This window comes from Priestia sp. MDV22-iso46 (assembly GCF_058629175.1).
In genome coordinates this window covers 1-19,999 of sequence record NZ_JBZVWT010000016.1, presented here as the reverse complement: position 1 = coordinate 19,999, position 19,999 = coordinate 1, and the positions used below count along the sequence as shown (strand labels likewise).

Below are 19,999 nucleotides of genomic sequence, written 5' to 3'. Positions count from 1 at the left end.
TTTATGTTAAATAGGAAAGCTAAATATATATTGTGTTTAATGATGTCGTTTTATGTCGTTTTACGTAGGATGAATATAGAATAAATACCAATCCTATAATTTTATTGCAAAAAAATTCACTCCATATTCTAGGTTAGAGACTACCTTTGTTAATTATTAATCACTACAATTTATCTTATTTTTTTGAATTTATCGCGTTGTTATTTATTAATATTAAATTCATTTTATTATATGTTTAAGCGTGGTTTTAAAGAAATAGAAGGGGAAGATATGAAAAAAATAACTGATCAACTATTGATAGAATCGTATTTTAAAGCAATTGAATTAGACTTAGATAAAGATTTTATTCTCGTTCTAGAAGAGGAATTAAAGAGAAGAGGCCTATCCCTTATCGTTCGAAAAGATAGGCATTGATAATTAATGTACTCTTGGAAGAGCAATTCTTTGCTCTTCTTTTGTAATCCAAACTAATAATTCTTGTTCCTTATTAGTCAGTTCTCTGGATAAGACTTGTTCAAATTGTAAAACTAATTCTCTAAAACGTTGACTATTATACATATATTAAAGCTCCTTGTTGGTTTTTTAATTATAGAATATAATGAAAATTCTTTTTTGTAAAACTGTCCATTTATAGGAAAAACAATTGGTTTCTAGCTGAATAAACCAACAAAGGTTCTGGTGCGAAAACGTTGCTTTTCCATACCGATCACATACTTTTTATAGAATAATAGTATCAGTATATTCAAGCTTTAGAGGTTGCTTACAAGTGAATCGAAGTTTTTTCCTCTGAACCCGATATTTTAATTAACATCAATAAACATCCAGGTCATCTGGTAAGTATTTGTTTTATTGATGAAGGGAGGGATTCCAAATGAACGTATTCCACATTTAAGAAAACCTTTTTATAGTATTGAAGAACAAGGAACGAAGACATACTACAGGGGGCAAGAGTAGATGAAGGAAGAATTGCAATATATAGGTGAGAAAATTGTTAAGAATAATGATAAATTAGCTAAAAGCCTTTCTGAACTTATGTATATAGAATATAACCAAAAGCTGCATCAATATGGTATAGAAGAATACCATATTATGGAGTGGACAATGAAATTAATTCAGTATATAGGAGAGTCCTTACTTAAAGATCAAAAAACTGTTACCAAAAAAATAACAAATTTAGCTACATATATAGGGAAAATTATCGCTGAAAATGGAATTTCATTAAAGCATGCTATCAAATCAATCTCTTTTGTCCGTCACGTTATATGGAATGTCTTCACGGAGGAACTAGAACAGAATCGACTTTCTGCTATAACTATGCTTTCCGTTAGTAAAATTATTGATCCTTTTCTAGATGAAATTAGTTACATCTTTAGTCAAATTTATGAAGTCCAGAATAAAAAGAAAATAGATATTGCTTATACAGCATTAGAAGAATTATCAGTTCCCATTGTACCGATTACGCCAGGAGTAGCTGTTATGCCAATTATTGGAGAGATTGATACTCACCGTTCTACCTTAATTATGCAAACAGGCTTGGACAAAAGCGCTCATATGGAACTGAGCCATTTAATCTTGGATATTTCAGGTGTTCAAATTGTAGACACAATGATTGTAAATAATCTTTTTAATCTTGTTCAAGCATTAAGACTACTTGGTATAGAAGCAATCCTAACAGGAATACGTCCAGAAATTGCTCAAACAAGTGTAAGGTTAGGCATTGATTTTAGAAAAATTAATACGAAAGCTACCCTAGAACAAGCATTAGAAGGGATAGGGTTTAGAAGAGTAATGAATAAATAGAATCCATCCTAAAATAGTAGTTTGAAAGGTATAAAACTTTTCTCTGTAGATAAATATGTATACAATATACATTTAGGTTTTGGTGTAAAAACTATCCTTTAGACACATAGAAATCCAGCTTCCTTTAAGTTGCGAGCTTATGAAGCTAAAGGCATTGCATAGTACGCTAACAGAAATAATTTAGCACTTTTAATATCTCAGGCTGGGCCATCAGTAAGTATTGATCCTATTTCTTACTGGGTTGCATCCTTACCAGCAAATCAACAAGAGGAAATCATTAAACGAAATTCACATTTATGGGCTGAATTTGTATAATATTGAAGCAAGTCTAAAGATTTATTTACTTGGAATCTGCAACAGACGTAATAGAAAATATCGGGCATAACTTTTTATTTATAAAATTTTTAAAGGTTTGGTTACACAGCAACCTAAAAAAAGCAGGTTAACAAATGTTAACCTGCTTTTTCTACTCTTATTTATTGATTATTACGATATACGTAAGTGTCATCTGGTTTTTCTTCACGTTTTACTTTTGTTACAATTTAAAGGCTTTTTTACTGCTGAGAAGATACATTATGTGAACTAAACATGTATAGCATATACGGCTTTAAAACAGAAAAAACTACCTCTGGAGTTGGGAAGGTAGTTTTTTTTATTACACTTATATCATCAAAGGAAGAATGCCTCACGGCGTCTTGAGTAGTTAGTTTGTTCCGGATGTGAAAAGTTATTCGTTGCTGGCTAATTTACATTTTAATTTTATAAATAGACATACTAATTGTATCCAATTTATTTAGTAATCGAAGGTGGAAGTCTAATAATGATGTATGTCTTTGTGTGCTTTTTAGTTTTTAATTTACTAGCATTTTTCGCACCTAAAAGATTAGTCCCTATTGAAATATATGCTACATGTATTTTTGCCTACGCTTATGGGGTAACAACAGATTTAGTGTTGGACCTGCATTACAATTTGTATGGTTATCTTCAAAAAGGGTTTCAGTGGTTATCGCTTTTAGCAGTTATTATGTCTTTTCCCTCTATCAGTTTTTTGTTTTTAAATTTTTACCCATTTAACAAAGCTTTAGGAAGAAAAGTACTTTATATTTTAAGTTGGACACTTTTTTCTGTTGTATTCGAATGGTTCGTAGTTAACACGGACTTTTTTTATTATAATGGCTGGAAATTACTATATTCGGCTCTAGTATACCCCATTATTTTTCTTATTCTTGTAAGTAACTTGAAATTGGTGAGAAAAATAATTTCTAGTAAACGATAATTATCCTTCTGAAAACTCGAAAAAAATTCAAAAAAATTACCTGTTAAGTTATTTTATTAGGTTCTTTTTTGTTGGGTTCCCTATAGTAACTAAAAATATATATGATATAAATTAAAAAAATCAGAAGAAGCAGCTACCTCTTCATGAGATAGTTACTTCTGATTCTGAATAGCAGTTAATTCATCTTATTCCTTGCATTAAGAAAATACATCCACACATGTATGACAGTTGTCATACTAGTTACTTGACGTTTGTATGTTTTATTACCAGCTACTATGCGCTACTATAAATTAATAAAGAAGAGCTGAATATTAAACACGGTAAAGATTTAAGGAGGACAACATGAGCAAACAAAAAACGACTGAACTAAGAAAAAATGTAGCACCTTTTGAAAAACCTAATACGAAATCGAGTATAAAGCAATTAATAAACACATTTCTTCCGTTTTTACTACTTTGGTTTCTAGCTTATCAAAGTTTGTCCGTTTCTTATTGGCTAACGTTGCCATTAGCTATTGTTACAGCCGGGTTCGTCGTCCGAATCTTTATTATTTTTCATGATTGTTGTCATCAATCATTTTTCAAAAGCCGAAAAGTGAATAACATCCTTGGTACAATTAGTGGGGTTATCACCATGTTTCCGTATGAACAGTGGAAACGAAGCCACTCGATTCATCATGCCACGAGCAGCAACTTAGATAAACGAGGAACTGGTGATGTGTGGGTCATGACAGTTGATGAGTATGTTGCAGCTTCCTACTGGGGCCGGTTAGCTTACCGAGTTTACCGCAATCCAATTGTTATGTTTGGATTAGGTCCCATCTACCTTTTCTTCGTTTCTAACCGATTGAATCGAAAAGACGCGAAACGAAAGGAACGTTTGAACACATATTTAACCAATTTCTCAATTGTTGCAGTGTATGCACTTTTATGTTGGGGTATTGGTTGGCAAGCTTTTCTGCTCGTTCAAGCTCCCATCCTTTTTGTAGCAGGATCACTTGGAATTTGGCTATTTTACGTACAGCATCAATTTGAGGATTCCTACTTTGAAAACGAAAAGGAGTGGGATTACGTGAAGGCTGCGGTGGATGGTAGCTCCTATTACAAGCTTCCTAAATTTTTACAATGGGTAACAGGTAATATTGGTTTCCATCATGTACATCATTTGGCTCCAAGAGTTCCAAACTATAATTTAGAAAAGGCGCATGAGTCTACGCCACCATTACAGAAAGCAACAACAATTACACTAAGCACAAGCTTGAAGTCCCTTCGTTTTCGGCTTTTAGATCAACAAAATAAAAGTTTTGTAAGCTTCAAAGAAATTAAGCATCTAATAGACAATAAAAAATCTCGTATGAATTTGAATAACAAAAGGCCAAATCTAGATAAAAATTGAATATTCATACGATAAAACTATTCATTTTCTAATAAAAAATACCTGGACGAGTTGAACTATAATCCGAATAAGGGTCACTACATAAAAAGTGTCCCTTATTCGCTATTTGTCTACATTGTGTGTAAATCTTAAAACCTTTTATTTAATACACCTTCACTTAACTATCCTCTTGACAACAGTTAACAACTCATTCGTAAAAATCTATCTTTTCTAACGCTTAAAACTAAATTTATAAGTACTTAAAAAACATCGGATTAGAAAAAACTGATGTTTTTTTAGCACTTTAAACTCAGAAACTGATACTAATTTAACTTTTTCTAATGAATCTTGTTCCTTAAATTCACAAGTATCATTGTTATATTACCACAAAGCATTATAATTTTTTCTTTAAATATGACATTACAATCAACCTTCACTAATTGTCCTTAACCCTCCTTAATACTTGCTAAGTTTCGACATAAAAAGAGGGATTCCTTTAGAATAACTCCCAGAGAGTATTGCACATGAATATCTCCTATCGATCGATTGATAACTAATTATCTCTTTACATTAAAGAATATTTTTATTTACCCAGGATATTCTACGCTCTTAAAATATACGTATATTTTAAAAACTCCATAAAGAATAATATAATCACTTTTTATAATTACAGATATAACTATTTATAATGTAAGCGTTTTCTGTTATAATGAAATCAGGTGGATAGCATGCGTGGCTATCGTTGTATTTGGCGCAGGTGGAGCCCATACAAAAAAGAAAGAATGAACTTTTTTAACTCTGTGTTGTGTTACATACAACTTCGTACATACAAGTTAATACAATCAATAAGTACATTATTAATTTGTATGTATAAGAGATTACTAGATAGGTAATGATAGAAGTAAGAAACATAAATAAAGGAGGAAAAGATGTTGAAAGAATATAAACAGGTGTTTTCTAATTTTATTGATGAAGACCGATTCGAACTACATTCATACCTTACTTATTTATTCAATCAATCTCAGGACAAAGATGTAATTCAGTTAGAAGATGAACATATAACATGATAAATGTACACATATTGTAAAGTGGAAAGGTAAATATATGAATAAAAAATAGGATAAGCGACCTTACTGTTCGAATTAGGATAGATAAGTCGCTTTTTATTGTTCTCATGTAAAGGCTTCCTGTTAGTGGGTTAATTCTATTACAGAAGGTATTCTATGAGATACTTCGAAGCTGTTTAGTTAATCGTAAGAGGGTTTCTTTATCTTTATTCTTTGAAGCTTGTTCCATTTGCACCAAAATTTCTGTTTTTTGAATGTCACGTAGATTTTTCATTGATAAAAGTTGATTAAATTTAGAATTCATGTCTTTTATCTCCCCTATCTTTGTGCAACCGTTTTTCTTTGTATTCCACACCCATCATTCTTTTTCCTTTAAAAGCTTTCCATATATAATAAGCAGAAACTCAGTCTTTTTTGACTGAGTTTCTGCTTATTATATGCTATTTACACCACTTTCTACCATAGCATGTTCCCAGCTAGGGAAAAAATAAAGTGCATTTTTCATTAGTTTTGGATGTGTTTGCTTTACTTTTTTCTTTTTCAGAGATTGTCCATTTGTTCCTAAGTACTGGATTTGGGCTTTGACTTCTTCGACCGTCATATCGGCTTGCATAAGATCACTCCCTTTATCAAGTTGAATCTAGTATTCCCTTCTTTCAGATAGGTAAAACATATCTTCTAGAATTAGCTTATATTTATATTTATATTTAATACAAATCTATAACTAATTTAGGTAATTACAAATAAAAGTACTACTAATCCATAAATATAAAATCCATTATGTTAATTAAGTTTGCAAATCCCATAAAAGAAGAAGACCTTATTAAAGGTCTTCTTCTTTTATGGGATTTAAGATTGTATATAAAGCTTTTGAAGCACTATCGATATCACCATACGGTGAAACATTTCCATCAACAAGGGTAGTTAATTGAAAGCTTTGAGATCCTTTAGAATAAATTAATGCTATTAATCCAGGTATAACATGGGTAATCGTGCTATCTTCATATTGAATTAACGTACTAAGCATTTTTTTAATTTCCGTTATACTCATAAATAGATGTGCCCCTTTCTATTATGAGGAAACTTCAGGTACAAAGAGACCAAATAATTTATTTGTTCTCTCCCTCACACTAACATACCAATATGGATAAAAATACCTTTGTAATGAAATTGTTATCTTTATTCCTACATTGGAACTACATTATGGTAAACAGATATAAGCACAAAAGGATTTTTATTTTTAAAATAGAATAGTTCCTTAAAGAATTATAAAAGGGCTGATTTCATTTCTAACCAAATGAAAGATATAAAAGAAATAAAGCTTTTAAATTCTCAAATTCATTTGTGCGATGAGATTAGAAAGTTGTTAAGGAAAAAAGAAAGAAGACATCTACCTTTTATACAAGAGTATACAGATCATGAAATCGTACACATTGCTTTAAACAGATTAATGAGTGAGTTAATCTCCAGAAATTAAATATTTCTATATTGCATATCCTGAACCATCCAAGAAAACTGACTTTGAAGTACGGATACTATCTACGCGTATAGTACTTGCTATCCTTGGTGTTTTAGCTTTATGGATGCTTGTAGTAATTTATATGAAATAATCTGTAATTCTAAATAGTAAAAATAAATGGGGTTATACATTCATGTCTCTCTCACCTGAGGACGGGAGAGACATGAATTTGGCTCACGTCAAACAACTTCTGATAAATCACATTATGCTAACTAAAAACGTATATAGTATACATTGTACTTTTAGGTCCTTCCCTTGATGGAATGGAATATTTTTCTTGAAATGCTCCTGAGAAACGTTATAATGATGAATTAAAAGAAACTATGAAAGAGGGGGAACCTGATGCATTACATAACTGCATGCTTGAGAATTATTAGTGACAAGGACCTTAGTGAAATAATAGGAGAGTTCAAAAAACTTGAGGAAGAAACTAATAAAGAAGAAGGATGTATTAAATTCCATGCTTATCCTCTTGAACCATCAGAACGAAAAATAATGCTTTGGGAGATTTGGGAAAACGAAGAAGCTGTTAATGTCCATTTCACCAAACCACACACCAAAAATGTTCAAAAACAAGAATTAACGGAACTAGAATGGATAGTTAAAAGTAATGTAAATTAACAAAAAGGCGCCATAAGGCGCCTTTCAAGTAGATATGAACCCTTTCTTTTTCTACATTTTCTGGAAAATAATCTTCAGAATCTTTCCTATAAGAGTGATTATGTTAAGTATAGCTATATATAATATACAGTTATCCATAATTTTACCATAATATGTTAGACCGGTAATAAATGGTGGTGGGACAATGAGTAAAGGTAAAGAAAAGCCAGAAAGAATGAGAGAGAATTTAAAACAAGAAGAAATAAAAAGAAATCCAACTGGAAATCTTAATGACGCTTTCAATCGAAATAAAGCTGGAAACCTTTCTGGTTTAGCAGGTAGCTTAGGGTGGAAAGGTCTCGGTGTACTCATTCTTGTAATTGTTATAGGTTTCATAGTGGCATCTATATTTTTAAGGTAATACAAACGATTTCTAAAAGAGTAACAGCTGATTAGCTGTTACTCTTTTAGATTAGTGCCGATAATCTGTTTTATGGTAACTAGGTTTGTATATAGTGTACATAGAAATCTACGTGTATCTTTTTTTCTTAATAAACTAACACTGCAGGATAACTGAATGAATTTGTTGTATAGATACGTAGTGAGAATTATGACTAAATTAAACATGAGCTCTTTTTTCATGTAACTGTGATTTAGTAAAGTCTAACTAAAATTTTAAAAGAGGTGTTTTCAATGGTTTTAGGAATTTATCCTTATTTAGTTATGAACGGTAATGGACAAGAAGCTGTTAAATTTTACGAAAAAGCATTGGATGCAAAAGTTATTGGAATTCAAACGTTCGGAGAAATGCCTGGAAATACAGAATTCCCTACTCCTATAGAAGCAATAGACCGTGTAATGAATGCGCACTTAAAAGTTGGTGATAATGATTTGATGCTTTCTGACACATTCCCAGGTCAACCATACCAAATTGGATCCCAAGTAACGGTATCTATCACTATAGACAGTGTAGAAAAATCAAATGAAGTGTTTGAAAAACTGAAAGAAGGTGGGCAAGTAGGAATGCCACTTCAAGAAACTTTTTGGAGTCCATCATATGGACAAGTAACAGATAAATTTGGTGTTACTTGGCAAATTTCCACACAAGCTGCTGATAATGAGTAATTAATAAAAAGCTGGTATTCTTATTATCTCAAGCGTTCTTCTCCTGCAAGCTTTTCTTGGTTGGGTTCTGGAATGTGTTTTATGTTAACTAAGGATGTGCATCACATACATCTAAAAAAGAAAAACCCACCTTATTTGTCAGAGGTGGGCTTTTCTTTTAGCTAAATATTAAGGGTGTAATTGCTTGTTACTTACATATCATTTAATATTTTTGTAGATATTTATTATAACCTATCAAATCATTTTGAGAAAGTAAAAAATGAAAACGGTTACTTTTTATTAAATCTAAAAGGTGTCTTTTCTATTTCATACCGATAAAATCCGTTATGAGAACTTAACATGTATAAAGTCAGTAAGTGTCTGTTGCTTCCATTAACATTGATAAGTATTCTTTTAAAAAGTTATAGAAAAAAAACGCCCCTTATTTGGGGCGTACTCTATTATCATTATAAAACATAACCTAAAAACAGTCTACAATTTTATTTTTTTTTAGGTTATAGTTTGATTACTGAATTCAGTAGGGCCCATGGGTATATTTAAAATTGAAAGGAAAATTTCTATGATACACAAACATGTTCCTATTTTAATAGTAGGTGGAGGTCTTAGTGGACTTACCTCTGCTCTCTTTTTGGCACGTCATAACGTTGATTATTTACTCATTGAAAAACACACTGGTACAGCTATCCATCCAAAAGCCGGAGGGATTACATTTCGTACGATGGAAATATTTCGACAACTTGGATTGGAGGCAGCTATCCGGACTGCTAGCGAACCATTAGATAATATTCGTGGAAGGATTGCTGTAGAGACAATCAAAAGCATAGACCCTGAGAAGTTAGAAACGGCGGAGAACTCCCAAAAAGTTCTTGAGAAAGAGAGAATAGAAAATTTCGAAAAGGTGAGCCCTTCAAAGCCAGCATCTTGTTATCAAATTGAACTAGAGCCTATCCTTCTTCAAGCTGCTAAAGAGGGAAAAGGGCATATACGCTATAATACTGAACTTATAGAGTATCAACAAGACGATTTAGGAGTAACAGCCACTATAATAAATCGAGAGACAGGAACGAAAGAAAAGATTCGAAGTGATTATTTAGTTGCGGCAGACGGCGCTAAAAGTACAATTCGGCAACATACAAAAATTCCAACTACAGGAAGAGGAGTCATCGGCGGACATTATATCAACATCTATTTTCAGGCTGATCTAAGTCGCTTTCTAAAAGCTAGCCAGTTTGGCTGGATTCAAATCCTAAATCCAGAAGTATTTGGTGCTCTCATCACCGTTAACAATCGGGATGAATGGATTTACCACGTGGCCTATAATCCCTCAAATGGAGAAAGTCCAGAAGATTTTTCTGAAGAGCGATGCTGTGAGATTTTAAAAAAAGCTATAGGAGTTTCAAATCTTGATATTGTCATCTTCAGTATTTTACCTTGGGCAGCTGTAGAACAGACAGCTACTCATTTTCAAGATAATCGAGTCTTTCTAATTGGAGACGCAGCGCATCTTATGCCACCTGCCGGAGGATTTGGTTCGAATACAGGTATTCAAGATGCTCATAATTTAGCTTGGAAGTTGGCTGCAGTGATACACAAACAAGCCCATCCACGATTGCTCCAAACTTATCATGATGAAAGGCACTCTGCTGCAGAAGTAACAACGGAATATGCAAGTAATTTATTATTCAGTGTTATTAAGAAAGGTGTAAGCACCCTCAATAATATGGATCATCTTGCAGTTACTGTAGGATATAAATATAACTCATCAGCCATTATTGAGGAAAACTCCGATACAACACATAGAATGGATCAATTAGAGCTAAACGGAAGACCAGGTACACGTGCTCCACATATGTGGTTGAAGTACCAAGGTAAGCGTATATCTACCTTAGATCTAATAGGTGAAAATTTCATTTTATTTACGGGAGAAGATAATAGCCTTTGGCGCACTGCTGCCCGGAATGTATCTTCTCACTTAGGTGTTCCTATTAATGTTTATGGCATTGGTTCACAAGGAGATTGTGTTGAGTATGAGGATAGCTGGGAAGCAGTGTACGATGTTACTTCTCAAGGAGCTGTATTGATAAGACCAGACGGTTTTATTGCATGGCGTACAAAAGAGGGAGTATCAAATCCTCATCTACTTCTTAAACAGGTCATGACTAGCATACTATGGTAAATAAACTAATACGCCAGATTTAAAATTGGTTAAAATTCTTATATGTAATAAGTAGTTAATAAATGTTAAAGAGAATGTAGGATAAATAATAATTGGGGGGAGAGTTATGCAAGGGTATTTTGCAATCATATCATTACTATTAATGATGATAATGGTTATGATTCGTGCTAAACAGTTGAAAAAAAAAGTATTAAAGCCTTTAAATTTGGCAAGCTAGATAAAAAAGATTTCTTTATTATCCCATTTGTATTACTGTTTTTTTATCTTATTTTCTCTAGTGTTTTTGATTTTCCAAAACTAGGTACCAAACTATTTAGCAATGAAGTCTTTAGTTGGATAGGTGTAGTTTTATGCACGATGGGTTTAGTATTATTTTCATTAAGCATAATTTCATTTGGGAAAAGTTTTAGAGTTGGGATTGATGAAGAAAAACCAGGTGAACTTATAACAACAGGTGTTTTTGCAATTAGCCGTAATCCTATTTACACAGCTTTTGGATTTATTTTAATAGGAACATTCTTGATTTTACCAAACTGGTTATTATTATTGTATGTATTTGCTGGATTTTGGCTTTTTAACCGTCAGGTTCAACTTGAAGAAAAATCCTTGAAAAAGATTTATGGAGAAGAATACGAAGCATACTGTAAAAAAGTTCGTAAATACCTTTAGCATTAGTTTGTGTAAAAAAAAAGATACGTTAGTTTAAGATGAGAGTATTATCGAATCGGAAAGTTTGAAAATAATAAGGCAAAATCAAACCCTAATTCTTCTTCATTAAAAGAATACCAGTTGAGTCTCTGGTATTCTTTTTGGAATGCCGGTAACAGTTCTTGCTTGATATACTTATTCACCGTTGTGACCGAGATATCGAATCGTTGCGCTACCTCTTTTGTCATCAGTTCAGGTTTTTTTAACTCTTCTTGTAAACGAACAACATCTTAGATATGCTCGTCATCTTCATTAATAGGATTTAATTCTTTTTGATAAATATCTAATTCCTCTATTACACCTTCAATAATGATGATTTTAATAGGAGTATTAATCGTTACATAAAATTATTTTATATTCCTTTGCTGAAAAAATATAAAATTACAGGTTAAAAGTATTTACAATACATATGTAAAGGATAAAACTGATTTGTAAAGACAATAATTTTAATATTTAATCTAAATGACGACAAATCATTGGTTATTCTAATTATGTGTATAAATTATATAGTTTTATAATGCGTGATATATATGTAAAAAAGATAATATCATTTATATAAGTTTTATTTAATGTTTTTATTATATGTAATATTTAACGTATTTACTTAAAAATAGTGTTACATATTACACACCTTGTAGAAAAATATCGGATTTATCTAAGTTACATTTTGTAATATTTTGCATTCATCTCTTTATTTTTTTACCGAAACGTTCGTAAAAGTGGGTGTTTTTTAGCGATCGTTCGTAATTTGATTTCAAACTTAAACGGACGATAAAAATAATAGATTTTCTATCCTAAATAAAAGTCCGTAAAGGTATACTTTTACGGACAGTGTATTAGGGCTATAGATCTTGAATACTCTTTTAACATTTATCCATTCGTATATAAATCCCATTATTATACATAATAATAAACAAATATACTTTTTCAAAAGGGGCTTTCGATAGTGAATAGAGAACAAATCATTGGTATTTATCAAGATGTTCTAGAAAAGAAAAGAAAAAGATTTCCTAATTATTTCTTTGTAGGTAAGGAAGGGAAAAAATATATGCGCTATATGACGTGCTATCTACTTGAGCAACGCCTATCAATCCCTATCGATGAAATCCCTCTTCAAGTAGGGGCAAGTACATTGTGGTCTCATCGTCTTAGACCCCCTGCAATGATTTATGGATGGAATTATTATGAAGTCATTGACAATGCCTATCCAGGAAGATTTAAACCTTGGCAATTCCAACAAGTTCCTGGTAAATATTGGGATGGAGAAGAGGGAAAAAAACGAGCTATTGAAGCAGTAAAGTATGTAATAGAGGAAAAATTAAAAATCCCTCTTAAAGAGATTCCTATACAGGTTAATAATCACTTTTTTAATCATCATAGCCTAGGAGGTGTCTTTTCCCTTTTCGGCCAATCCCCTTTTCAAGTGGTAGAAGCTGTTTATCCCGGTGTCTTTAAGCCTTGGCAATTTGCTCATGTTCCCATGAATTGTTGGAAAAATGAAGAATATATTCGAGAGGCAATGGATGCTTTCTTATTCAAACAGCTTCATTTCTCTTCCTATCACGAGGCTTTTCTCCAACTAAAGAGAAGTCATTTTACCGATTATCAGTTAACCGGTCTCTTTCAAATGGCTTTTGATTCCAGAATGAATAATGTAAGGAAATGGATAAAAATCCAACTAAATAATGCAGATGGTGAATTATTTTATGTAAATCTTGATTAATGAAAGAACCGATTGAAACGGATAGCCTGAACTAAGTTACCATTATGTCCATTTCCTATTTTTGAAAATAATAATTAATGAGTATATGGTTACTTGCTTTGATTCCTCTTCTTTATAAAAAGATACGCAGATTCAGCAAAAAAAAGAAAAAGAAGAAAAAAGAGCACAAATAATTCGGCAACTTCCATTACTCGAAAAGGACTCACGGCGTTGTACAACGCCTGAGAAACATCAAATCCTTGAAGAATATCAATGCCTAAAGAAAATCCCATTAAGCATCCCATCATTAAAAGGCTAATACCTATGATTTTCATATCAATCACGCTCCATTTAATAGGTTTTTCTTTTTCTTCTATGATGATACACAAATATTTATTGTTAATTTTTACATAAAAAGTTTCTATATGGTTAAATTAATAAAAATTTAAAGAAGGGTGCTTAAATCTATGCCTTCGTTTTTTAAAGATCGCAAACCAAAAAAGAAACGATCACAGGGTGAAGAGAATCAAACTCCTGATCATCAAATAGAACGGATACAAGTTTCATTATCAGACAACCTTAACATGATTAAGCAGAAAACCGGAAATAGTTCAGATGTCGTTATTCGTGAGATAAAAATGGGGGGGGATTCCGACATTAAAACGGCGATTGTCTATGTAGATGGAATTGTAGACAATCAGTCGATTCAAGAGTATCTACTGCAATCTATGATGAAGGATGATCATAAAGGAGAAATAAATCAGCACAATGCGTTAGACCTGCTTTCTGAAGATATGATGACAATTGGAAATATATCCTCCGTCACTAACTTGGATGACCTGTTTGCATCTTTAATGGCAGGAGATACTCTTATTTTAGTGGATGGAGTAGATCAGGCGCTGAGTGCTACCACCAAAGGTGGAGAAAAGCGTTCCATTGCGGAATCTACTACCCAAATGGTGGTGCGAGGGCCAAAAGGAGCATTCACCGAGTCTCTTGGGACCAATACAGCTATGATACGTCGCATCATTAAGACCCCCGATTTATGGATGGAGTCTTTAAAAGTTGGGCGTGTAACAAAGACAGATGTGACGCTTATGTACATACATGGCATTGCCAATGATAAAGTCGTTAAAGAAGTTCGTCAGCGATTACATCGAATTGATATCGATAGCATTTTGGAATCAGGTTATATTGAACAACTAATAGAGGATCAAATATTCACCCCTTTTCCAACCATCTACAATACGGAAAGACCTGATGTTGTAGCTGGAAACCTGTTAGAAGGGCGGATTGCTATATTTGTGGATGGAACCCCTTTTGTACTTATTGCGCCTGCTGTGTTCATGCAATTCTTCCAATCGGCTGAAGATTATTATGCCCGGTTCGACATTGCAACCTCGATTCGTCTTTTACGTATTTTTATGTTTATGATTTCGCTTATTGCGCCTGCTACCTATGTCGCCGTTACAACCTTCCACCAGGAAATGGTGCCCACAACGCTGATTGTAGCCATTGCGGCACAAAGGGAAGCTGTTCCTTTCCCAGCATTTGTGGAAGCTCTACTCATGGAATTAACTTTTGAAATCTTACGAGAAGCAGGGATACGCTTACCCAAAGCCATTGGTTCAGCAGTATCCATTGTCGGGGCCCTTGTAATTGGTCAAGCAGCCGTTCAAGCAAGTATTGTGTCACCAGCAATGGTTATCATTGTATCGATCACAGCCATTGCTAGTTTTGCCACACCTTCTTTTGATATGGCGATTTCAGCTCGCTTAATTCGTTTTTTGTTTATGATTGGTGCAGCAACATTTGGTTTCTACGGCATCATTTTGTGTCTTTTAATGATGGTTGTCCATCTATGTAGCTTACGTTCATTTGGAGTACCCTATATGGCCCCATTTGCTCCCTTCATCCCCGTAAACAATGGAGATACCGTTGTGAGATTACCGTGGTGGACGCTGAGACAAAGACCACGATTAATTACTGCTAACACGGTTCGAGAAGGAACAAATCAATACCCGCACCCTCCTGCATCTCGTGGTATGGTGAACCGGGAACTTGAAGAAGGTGACAACAATGAAGCGTAAGGGATTTTTTCTTTTGTTGATGATGACGATAACCATCTTGCTCACCAGTTGTTGGAGTAAAAAAGAGTTAACGGACCTTGCGATTGTATCAGCGATGGGTATCGATAAAACGAAAGATGGAAGATATCACCTAACACTCCAGATTATTAATCCAGGGAACGTGGCAGGTGGCATGCAAGGAGGAGGAGGCGGTACTCAAAGCCCTCCTGTTACCATCTATTCGGCTTCAGGAGATAATATAGTCGAAGCAAGTAGACGAGCTTCAGGCAGAATTTCGCGGAGATTGTATTATGCTCATGCAAACTTAGTCGTAGTTGGAGAAAAATTGGCCAAAGAAGAAGGACTTGATACATTAATCGATGGTCTCGATCGGGATCCGGAGTTTCGAAATACTTCCACCATTGTGATTGCGAATCATTCGACCGCAGCTGACCTTGTAAAAACGTTAACACCAGTTGATAAAATTCCAGCGAATAAGGTGCTAAAAACTTTAGAATTTACCGAAAGAAAATGGGGAGAGAATGTAAAAACGTCCCTTCAAGAGGTGACGAAGAGCCTTGAATCTCCTGGAAGAGGCACCATCGTCTCAGGGTTTCGCCTTGTTGGGAATCCCCAGCAAGCACAGAAGTTGGATAACCTTCAGGAAAGTGCACCCGAGGCCACGCTTCAAGCTTCCGGAATTGCTGTCTTAAAACAGGGAAAATTAGTGGATTGGCTGTATGGAAAACCAGCAAGAGGAACAGTATGGATGCTCGACAAAATCCAAGGTACCGATATTAATATTAATTGGGGTGGGAGAAAACAAGCCATTGCCTATCAAACTGTACGACAAAAAACAAGTGTGTCGACTCAAGTGAAAAATGGACAACCTCATATTTCTGTTCATACACGTGTTGAAGGAGATATTAGTGACATGGAGGTACCTGTGGATATCACCAATCCAAAGGTCATTACAAAAATCGAACAATCGCTAAGGAAAGAAATTAAAAAAGAGCTAAAGATAGCTGTTGAACGTGCGCAAAAAAACAAAACGGATATCTTGGGATTTGGCGAAGTGGTTCACCGTACTAGGCCAAATCAATTTAAAAAATTAAAAACGCAATGGAATGATGTGTACTTTCCGAAGTTAGATGTAGACATTACAGTGGAAGCCTATGTACGTCGCGCTGGCTTGCGAAACAAGTCGTTTCTTTCAGGAATAAAAGAGAATCAAAAGTAAAAAAAGGAGGTGCCAATTAAATGGAAAAAGCGAAAATTAGTGCTACTCAGCTCTTTATTTTAATGGTCCTTTTTGAACTGGGAAGTGCTTTATTGGTACCTCTTGCGATAGATGCAAAACAAGATGCGTGGCTCGCGATTCTGCTTGGAATGGTATTCAGTTTCATCTTATTATTAGTCTATCATAGGCTTTATACCTATTATCCCAACCTCTTACCCACAGAATATATGCAAAGGATTCTCGGGAAAGTACTTGGAACCGTACTGGCTTTTGTTTATATTCTTTACTTTATGTATGATGCCTCAAGAGTTCTACGCGATTTTGGTGAGATGCTGTTAACCTTTGCCTATCCAGACACGCCTTTATTCATCGCAAATGCATTATTAATGCTTGTCATTATTTATACCATTAGAAAAGGAATTGAGGTCGTAGCTCGATCAGGAGAACTGCTTTTTATTTTCATGTATGTCCTTGCGGTTGCTGGCTTTATCTTGATTGTTTCTTCTGGTTTAATTGAGATTAAAAATTTACAACCTATTTTGGAAGAAGGTCTATTCCCTGTTCTAAAAGTGGTATTTACTCAAACGTTGTATTTCCCATTTACAGAAGTTATTGTATTTACGATGATTTTACCCTACTTAGACAATCCTAAGAAAGCAAAGGTAACTATGGTATGTGCAACAGGATTAAGTGGAATCAATTTAATTATTACCATGCTTATTAATGTCTGTGTACTCGGTGTTGATTTAACTGCACGTTCACAATACCCACTTCTTAGCACAATTGAGAGCATCCAGGTAGCTAATTTTTTAGAACGTCTTGATGTATTTTTTATGCTGGCCTTAATCATCACTATCTTCTTTAAAATCTGTGTATTATTCTACGCAGCTGTCGTAGGAACTGCTAGTTTATTCAAGGTTAAATCACCTTCACGGTTATCGTATCCTTTAGGGCTAATCATTCTCTTTTTATCTATTACCATTGCGAGCAACCTTCAAGAACATAACTATGAAGGACTGAAGGTGGCAATGTTCACTATACACATTCCTCTTCTTGGGATTATTCCTCCTTTGCTTCTTCTTGTAGCTTTCTTTAAAAACAGGAAGAAGCATGAGGAAAACACATTTAACTAGCTAATTTTCATATGTAGTATTGTCATTCTTGTTAAGCTCCCCAGTAAAGTTCTTACCCGTAGAAAGAATACTTTTAGCCTAGAATTAACCTTAAAGTAAATCTGCTATCTATTACATAACGTTTAAAAGATTGTACGTAATGAAAGGTCGAGAAAGCAAAAGATTAATTTAAATAAAATTAGAAAGGAGGTTCCAGTTGAATGGAGAAGGCAAAAATTAGTGCCAGTCAATTATTTATTCTAATGGTTCTGTTTGAACTAGGTAGTTCTTTATTGGTACCTATTGCAATGGATGTAAAACAAGACGCCTGGCTTGCGATTCTGCTTGGGATGGTAGGAAGTTTTGTTCTATTTCTAGTCTATAATAAGCTGCATTCTTATTATCCGGATCTGCTGCCTACCGAGTACATGCAAAAAATCATGGGTAAAGGGATTGGAACGGTACTTGCCTTTGTCTACATCCTTTATTTTATGTATGATGCAGCGAGGGTTCTCCGTGATTTTGGCGAGATGTTGTTAACCTCCGCCTACCCTGAGACTCCTTTATTCATTGCACATACTTTATTAATGCTTGTCGTTATTTATACGATTCGAAAAGGAATCGAGGTTGTAGCTCGCTCAGGAGAGATCCTTTTTATATTTATATATATTTTTGCCATCATGGGATTTATTCTCATCGTATGTTCAGGTTTAATCAAGTTTATAAACTTACAGCCAGTACTTGAAGAGGGTGTTTTGCCCGTCCTGAAAGTTGCATTTACTCAAACTATCTATTTCCCGTTTGCAGAAGCGATTGTATTTACAATGATTTTACCGTATTTAAAAGACCAAAAAAAGGAAAAATTGACCATGTTATGTGCAACAGGATTAAGTGGAATCAACTTAACTATTACAATGCTTATTAACATTAGTGTACTTGGGGTTGATTTGACTGCACGTTCACAATTCCCTCTTCTTAGTACCGTACAAAGCATCCAGGTAGCTGACTTTTTGGAACGTCTTGATGTATTTTTTATGCTTGCTTTAGTTATCGGTGGTTTCATTAAGATTAGCGTGTTGTTATATGCAGCTGTCATAGGTACGGCTAACTTATTTAAGATTAAATCACCTTCACGCCTTTCATACCCTTTGGGCTTCGTTATTCTATGTATGGCTAGCACGATTGCCAGCAATTTTCAAGAACATCTCCATGAAGGACTAAAGGTAGAAATGTTTATTCTGCATATGCCTATCCTCGGGATTATTCCTCCTCTGCTTCTTCTTGTTGCTTTCTTGAAAAATAGAAAGAAACAGAGGGAATAAAAGGTTTATTTGCATTATTTCCTCCGAAGATGAGGTGGTTCTTACAATCTGTTAAACCCCTATAAGACAAGGCTTATCAGGGTGAATTTAAACTATTTGAGGTGGTTTTCATGTATACCTGGTTTTATGATCATTTTGTTAATACAATTCTATTTCCTCTTACTTGTATAGTAATGGTAGCCATCACGTTAAGTGCATATACATACTTAAAATTGAGGAAAGCAAATAATCAATAGTCTCTAGGAATTGTTGATTTTTAATATCGATCTTTCTTCCCCTTTTAAAAAAGCTGATTATGTTTAGTTTACTTTGCGTCATATCATTAAGTAAAACTAAACGTATTTTATTAAAAGTAGTGTTATTGATTTTACTCCATGTAGACAAATGAAACTTTTTTCTACAAAGTATTACGCTTCTAAATCACAGAATATCAATGATTATTTAACAGTTATTTCTTTTATTTCGACGCGAATTTTTCTAAAAAGATATACTTTTACGGATAAGATATTTAAATCTATTACAAGATGTTAAAGTAATTATTATCGTTAATAAAAAAAGAAAGCTACCCCATCGTTGCAGGACGGATAGCTTTTAAGAGAATTCATAAACTTAATTTATAAAAAGTCTGAATAATTGTACAACAAATTTATAAATAGGCAATATAGTACAACCTTGAGCATATGTATAAAAGGTGCGCTTTTTATACATTCTCGTTTCTTTCAACTATTCAAAAAATGTAGTCATATCAACGATGTATAAAAAGTTGCATATTCCGGAAAAAGAATCCTTGGTGGAACCTTACTGCCCCAAGGGTTCTTTTTTTGTTTGTGTTCCGGAAAGAGACATTATGTTAACTACAAATGTATGAAATATACAAGATGAATAAAAGTACATTTTTCGATAAAATGG

At 33.7% G+C, this 19,999-nt stretch carries 20 protein-coding genes; 14 read left to right on the top strand and 6 right to left on the bottom strand.

The features are described 5' to 3' along the window. The first annotated feature begins 231 nt into the window (after nucleotides 1-231). Nucleotides 232-414 carry a sporulation histidine kinase inhibitor Sda gene (locus tag AC4NPH_RS29215; protein WP_341805426.1) on the top strand — a complete coding sequence of 61 codons (183 nt, stop codon included), beginning with the start codon at nucleotides 232-234 and terminating at the stop codon, nucleotides 412-414. Between the two features lie 3 nt (nucleotides 415-417). Here the strand turns inward: AC4NPH_RS29215 and AC4NPH_RS29210 are convergent, their stop codons facing one another. Next, complete coding sequence (locus AC4NPH_RS29210; RefSeq protein WP_156376636.1) at nucleotides 418-558, bottom strand: hypothetical protein; 141 nt, start codon at nucleotides 556-558, stop codon at nucleotides 418-420. A gap of 396 nt (nucleotides 559-954) precedes the next feature. On the opposite strand from AC4NPH_RS29210, the gene AC4NPH_RS29205 reads away from it, so the two are divergent. The 3 genes from AC4NPH_RS29205 (at nucleotide 955) to desA (ending at nucleotide 4,471) form a co-directional block, all read left to right on the top strand. Then, nucleotides 955-1,800, top strand: a complete 846-nt coding sequence (locus AC4NPH_RS29205) for an STAS domain-containing protein (RefSeq protein WP_204232048.1) — start codon at nucleotides 955-957, stop codon at nucleotides 1,798-1,800. 820 nt (nucleotides 1,801-2,620) lie between these two features. Continuing rightward, entirely contained in the window at nucleotides 2,621-3,076 is a 456-nt protein-coding gene (locus AC4NPH_RS29200; protein ID WP_491939321.1) for a CBO0543 family protein, read from the top strand. A gap of 342 nt (nucleotides 3,077-3,418) precedes the next feature. Next, complete coding sequence (desA, locus tag AC4NPH_RS29195) at nucleotides 3,419-4,471, top strand: Delta(5) desaturase DesA (RefSeq protein WP_098197869.1); 1,053 nt, start codon at nucleotides 3,419-3,421, stop codon at nucleotides 4,469-4,471. 1,200 nt (nucleotides 4,472-5,671) lie between these two features. Here desA and AC4NPH_RS29190 read toward each other — a convergent pair. From AC4NPH_RS29190 to AC4NPH_RS29180, 3 genes are all read right to left on the bottom strand, one after another. Continuing rightward, on the bottom strand, nucleotides 5,672-5,821 hold the full coding sequence (locus AC4NPH_RS29190; protein WP_170959655.1) for a hypothetical protein: 150 nt from the start codon (nucleotides 5,819-5,821) through the stop codon (nucleotides 5,672-5,674). Nucleotides 5,822-5,950: 129 nt separating this feature from the next. Then, nucleotides 5,951-6,130, bottom strand: a complete 180-nt coding sequence (locus tag AC4NPH_RS29185; protein WP_025751503.1) for a hypothetical protein — start codon at nucleotides 6,128-6,130, stop codon at nucleotides 5,951-5,953. A 210-nt stretch (nucleotides 6,131-6,340) separates the two neighbouring features. Beyond that, a complete protein-coding gene (locus AC4NPH_RS29180; RefSeq protein ID WP_097813436.1) occupies nucleotides 6,341-6,568 on the bottom strand; it encodes a hypothetical protein in 228 nt (75 codons plus the stop codon). An 810-nt stretch (nucleotides 6,569-7,378) separates the two neighbouring features. Here AC4NPH_RS29180 and AC4NPH_RS29175 point away from each other — a divergent pair. From AC4NPH_RS29175 to AC4NPH_RS29155, 5 genes are all read left to right on the top strand, one after another. Further along, nucleotides 7,379-7,657, top strand: a complete 279-nt coding sequence (locus AC4NPH_RS29175; protein WP_097813438.1) for a putative quinol monooxygenase — start codon at nucleotides 7,379-7,381, stop codon at nucleotides 7,655-7,657. Between the two features lie 184 nt (nucleotides 7,658-7,841). Continuing rightward, nucleotides 7,842-8,057: a DUF6366 family protein gene (locus AC4NPH_RS29170; protein WP_097813439.1), complete on the top strand. Its 216-nt coding sequence runs from the start codon at nucleotides 7,842-7,844 to the stop codon at nucleotides 8,055-8,057. A gap of 272 nt (nucleotides 8,058-8,329) precedes the next feature. Further along, complete coding sequence (locus tag AC4NPH_RS29165) at nucleotides 8,330-8,761, top strand: VOC family protein (protein ID WP_097813440.1); 432 nt, start codon at nucleotides 8,330-8,332, stop codon at nucleotides 8,759-8,761. Between the two features lie 559 nt (nucleotides 8,762-9,320). Next, on the top strand, nucleotides 9,321-10,937 hold the full coding sequence (locus AC4NPH_RS29160) for an FAD-dependent monooxygenase (protein ID WP_097813441.1): 1,617 nt from the start codon (nucleotides 9,321-9,323) through the stop codon (nucleotides 10,935-10,937). 357 nt (nucleotides 10,938-11,294) lie between these two features. Further along, nucleotides 11,295-11,606: a methyltransferase family protein gene (locus AC4NPH_RS29155; RefSeq protein ID WP_220495999.1), complete on the top strand. Its 312-nt coding sequence runs from the start codon at nucleotides 11,295-11,297 to the stop codon at nucleotides 11,604-11,606. 47 nt (nucleotides 11,607-11,653) lie between these two features. Here AC4NPH_RS29155 and AC4NPH_RS29150 read toward each other — a convergent pair whose 3' ends face one another. Further along, nucleotides 11,654-11,833, bottom strand: coding sequence for a MerR family transcriptional regulator (locus AC4NPH_RS29150; protein WP_097826952.1), 180 nt, complete (start codon nucleotides 11,831-11,833; stop codon nucleotides 11,654-11,656). Nucleotides 11,834-12,591: 758 nt separating this feature from the next. On the opposite strand from AC4NPH_RS29150, the gene AC4NPH_RS29145 reads away from it, so the two are divergent. Then, nucleotides 12,592-13,368, top strand: a complete 777-nt coding sequence (locus tag AC4NPH_RS29145) for a DUF4046 domain-containing protein (protein ID WP_491939320.1) — start codon at nucleotides 12,592-12,594, stop codon at nucleotides 13,366-13,368. A gap of 89 nt (nucleotides 13,369-13,457) precedes the next feature. Here the strand turns inward: AC4NPH_RS29145 and AC4NPH_RS29140 are convergent, their stop codons facing one another. After that, nucleotides 13,458-13,682, bottom strand: a complete 225-nt coding sequence (locus AC4NPH_RS29140) for a YczF family membrane protein (RefSeq protein ID WP_053488498.1) — start codon at nucleotides 13,680-13,682, stop codon at nucleotides 13,458-13,460. A 132-nt stretch (nucleotides 13,683-13,814) separates the two neighbouring features. Here AC4NPH_RS29140 and AC4NPH_RS29135 point away from each other — a divergent pair, with 132 nt between their 5' ends. From AC4NPH_RS29135 to AC4NPH_RS29120, 4 genes are all read left to right on the top strand, one after another. Then, the gene (locus AC4NPH_RS29135; RefSeq protein WP_491939319.1) at nucleotides 13,815-15,437 is read left to right on the top strand and encodes a spore germination protein; all 1,623 of its coding nucleotides are present in this window, start codon (nucleotides 13,815-13,817) and stop codon (nucleotides 15,435-15,437) included. Next, entirely contained in the window at nucleotides 15,427-16,656 is a 1,230-nt protein-coding gene (locus AC4NPH_RS29130) for a Ger(x)C family spore germination protein (RefSeq protein ID WP_098197864.1), read from the top strand. Before AC4NPH_RS29135 ends, AC4NPH_RS29130 begins: the two co-directional genes overlap by 11 nt. Nucleotides 16,657-16,676: 20 nt before the next feature. Next, complete coding sequence (locus AC4NPH_RS29125; protein WP_098197863.1) at nucleotides 16,677-17,789, top strand: GerAB/ArcD/ProY family transporter; 1,113 nt, start codon at nucleotides 16,677-16,679, stop codon at nucleotides 17,787-17,789. Between the two features lie 200 nt (nucleotides 17,790-17,989). Next, the gene (locus AC4NPH_RS29120; protein WP_098315276.1) at nucleotides 17,990-19,090 is read left to right on the top strand and encodes a GerAB/ArcD/ProY family transporter; all 1,101 of its coding nucleotides are present in this window, start codon (nucleotides 17,990-17,992) and stop codon (nucleotides 19,088-19,090) included. Nucleotides 19,091-19,999 lie beyond the last annotated feature (909 nt).

What these genes read in the sequence shown, in the direction of transcription:
- AC4NPH_RS29215 (WP_341805426.1), top strand. Translation starts at nt 232, where the DNA reads ATGTTTAAGCGTGGTTTTAAAGAAATAGAAGGGGAAGATATGAAAAAA.
- AC4NPH_RS29210 (WP_156376636.1), bottom strand. Translation starts at nt 558, where the DNA reads ATGTATAATAGTCAACGTTTTAGAGAATTAGTTTTACAATTTGAACAA.
- AC4NPH_RS29205 (WP_204232048.1), top strand. Translation starts at nt 955, where the DNA reads ATGAAGGAAGAATTGCAATATATAGGTGAGAAAATTGTTAAGAATAAT.
- AC4NPH_RS29200 (WP_491939321.1), top strand. Translation starts at nt 2,621, where the DNA reads ATGATGTATGTCTTTGTGTGCTTTTTAGTTTTTAATTTACTAGCATTT.
- desA (WP_098197869.1), top strand. Translation starts at nt 3,419, where the DNA reads ATGAGCAAACAAAAAACGACTGAACTAAGAAAAAATGTAGCACCTTTT.
- AC4NPH_RS29190 (WP_170959655.1), bottom strand. Translation starts at nt 5,821, where the DNA reads ATGAATTCTAAATTTAATCAACTTTTATCAATGAAAAATCTACGTGAC.
- AC4NPH_RS29185 (WP_025751503.1), bottom strand. Translation starts at nt 6,130, where the DNA reads ATGCAAGCCGATATGACGGTCGAAGAAGTCAAAGCCCAAATCCAGTAC.
- AC4NPH_RS29180 (WP_097813436.1), bottom strand. Translation starts at nt 6,568, where the DNA reads ATGAGTATAACGGAAATTAAAAAAATGCTTAGTACGTTAATTCAATAT.
- AC4NPH_RS29175 (WP_097813438.1), top strand. Translation starts at nt 7,379, where the DNA reads ATGCATTACATAACTGCATGCTTGAGAATTATTAGTGACAAGGACCTT.
- AC4NPH_RS29170 (WP_097813439.1), top strand. Translation starts at nt 7,842, where the DNA reads ATGAGTAAAGGTAAAGAAAAGCCAGAAAGAATGAGAGAGAATTTAAAA.
- AC4NPH_RS29165 (WP_097813440.1), top strand. Translation starts at nt 8,330, where the DNA reads ATGGTTTTAGGAATTTATCCTTATTTAGTTATGAACGGTAATGGACAA.
- AC4NPH_RS29160 (WP_097813441.1), top strand. Translation starts at nt 9,321, where the DNA reads ATGATACACAAACATGTTCCTATTTTAATAGTAGGTGGAGGTCTTAGT.
- AC4NPH_RS29155 (WP_220495999.1), top strand. Translation starts at nt 11,295, where the DNA reads ATGGGTTTAGTATTATTTTCATTAAGCATAATTTCATTTGGGAAAAGT.
- AC4NPH_RS29150 (WP_097826952.1), bottom strand. Translation starts at nt 11,833, where the DNA reads ATGACAAAAGAGGTAGCGCAACGATTCGATATCTCGGTCACAACGGTG.
- AC4NPH_RS29140 (WP_053488498.1), bottom strand. Translation starts at nt 13,682, where the DNA reads ATGAAAATCATAGGTATTAGCCTTTTAATGATGGGATGCTTAATGGGA.
- AC4NPH_RS29135 (WP_491939319.1), top strand. Translation starts at nt 13,815, where the DNA reads ATGCCTTCGTTTTTTAAAGATCGCAAACCAAAAAAGAAACGATCACAG.
- AC4NPH_RS29130 (WP_098197864.1), top strand. Translation starts at nt 15,427, where the DNA reads ATGAAGCGTAAGGGATTTTTTCTTTTGTTGATGATGACGATAACCATC.
- AC4NPH_RS29125 (WP_098197863.1), top strand. Translation starts at nt 16,677, where the DNA reads ATGGAAAAAGCGAAAATTAGTGCTACTCAGCTCTTTATTTTAATGGTC.
- AC4NPH_RS29120 (WP_098315276.1), top strand. Translation starts at nt 17,990, where the DNA reads ATGGAGAAGGCAAAAATTAGTGCCAGTCAATTATTTATTCTAATGGTT.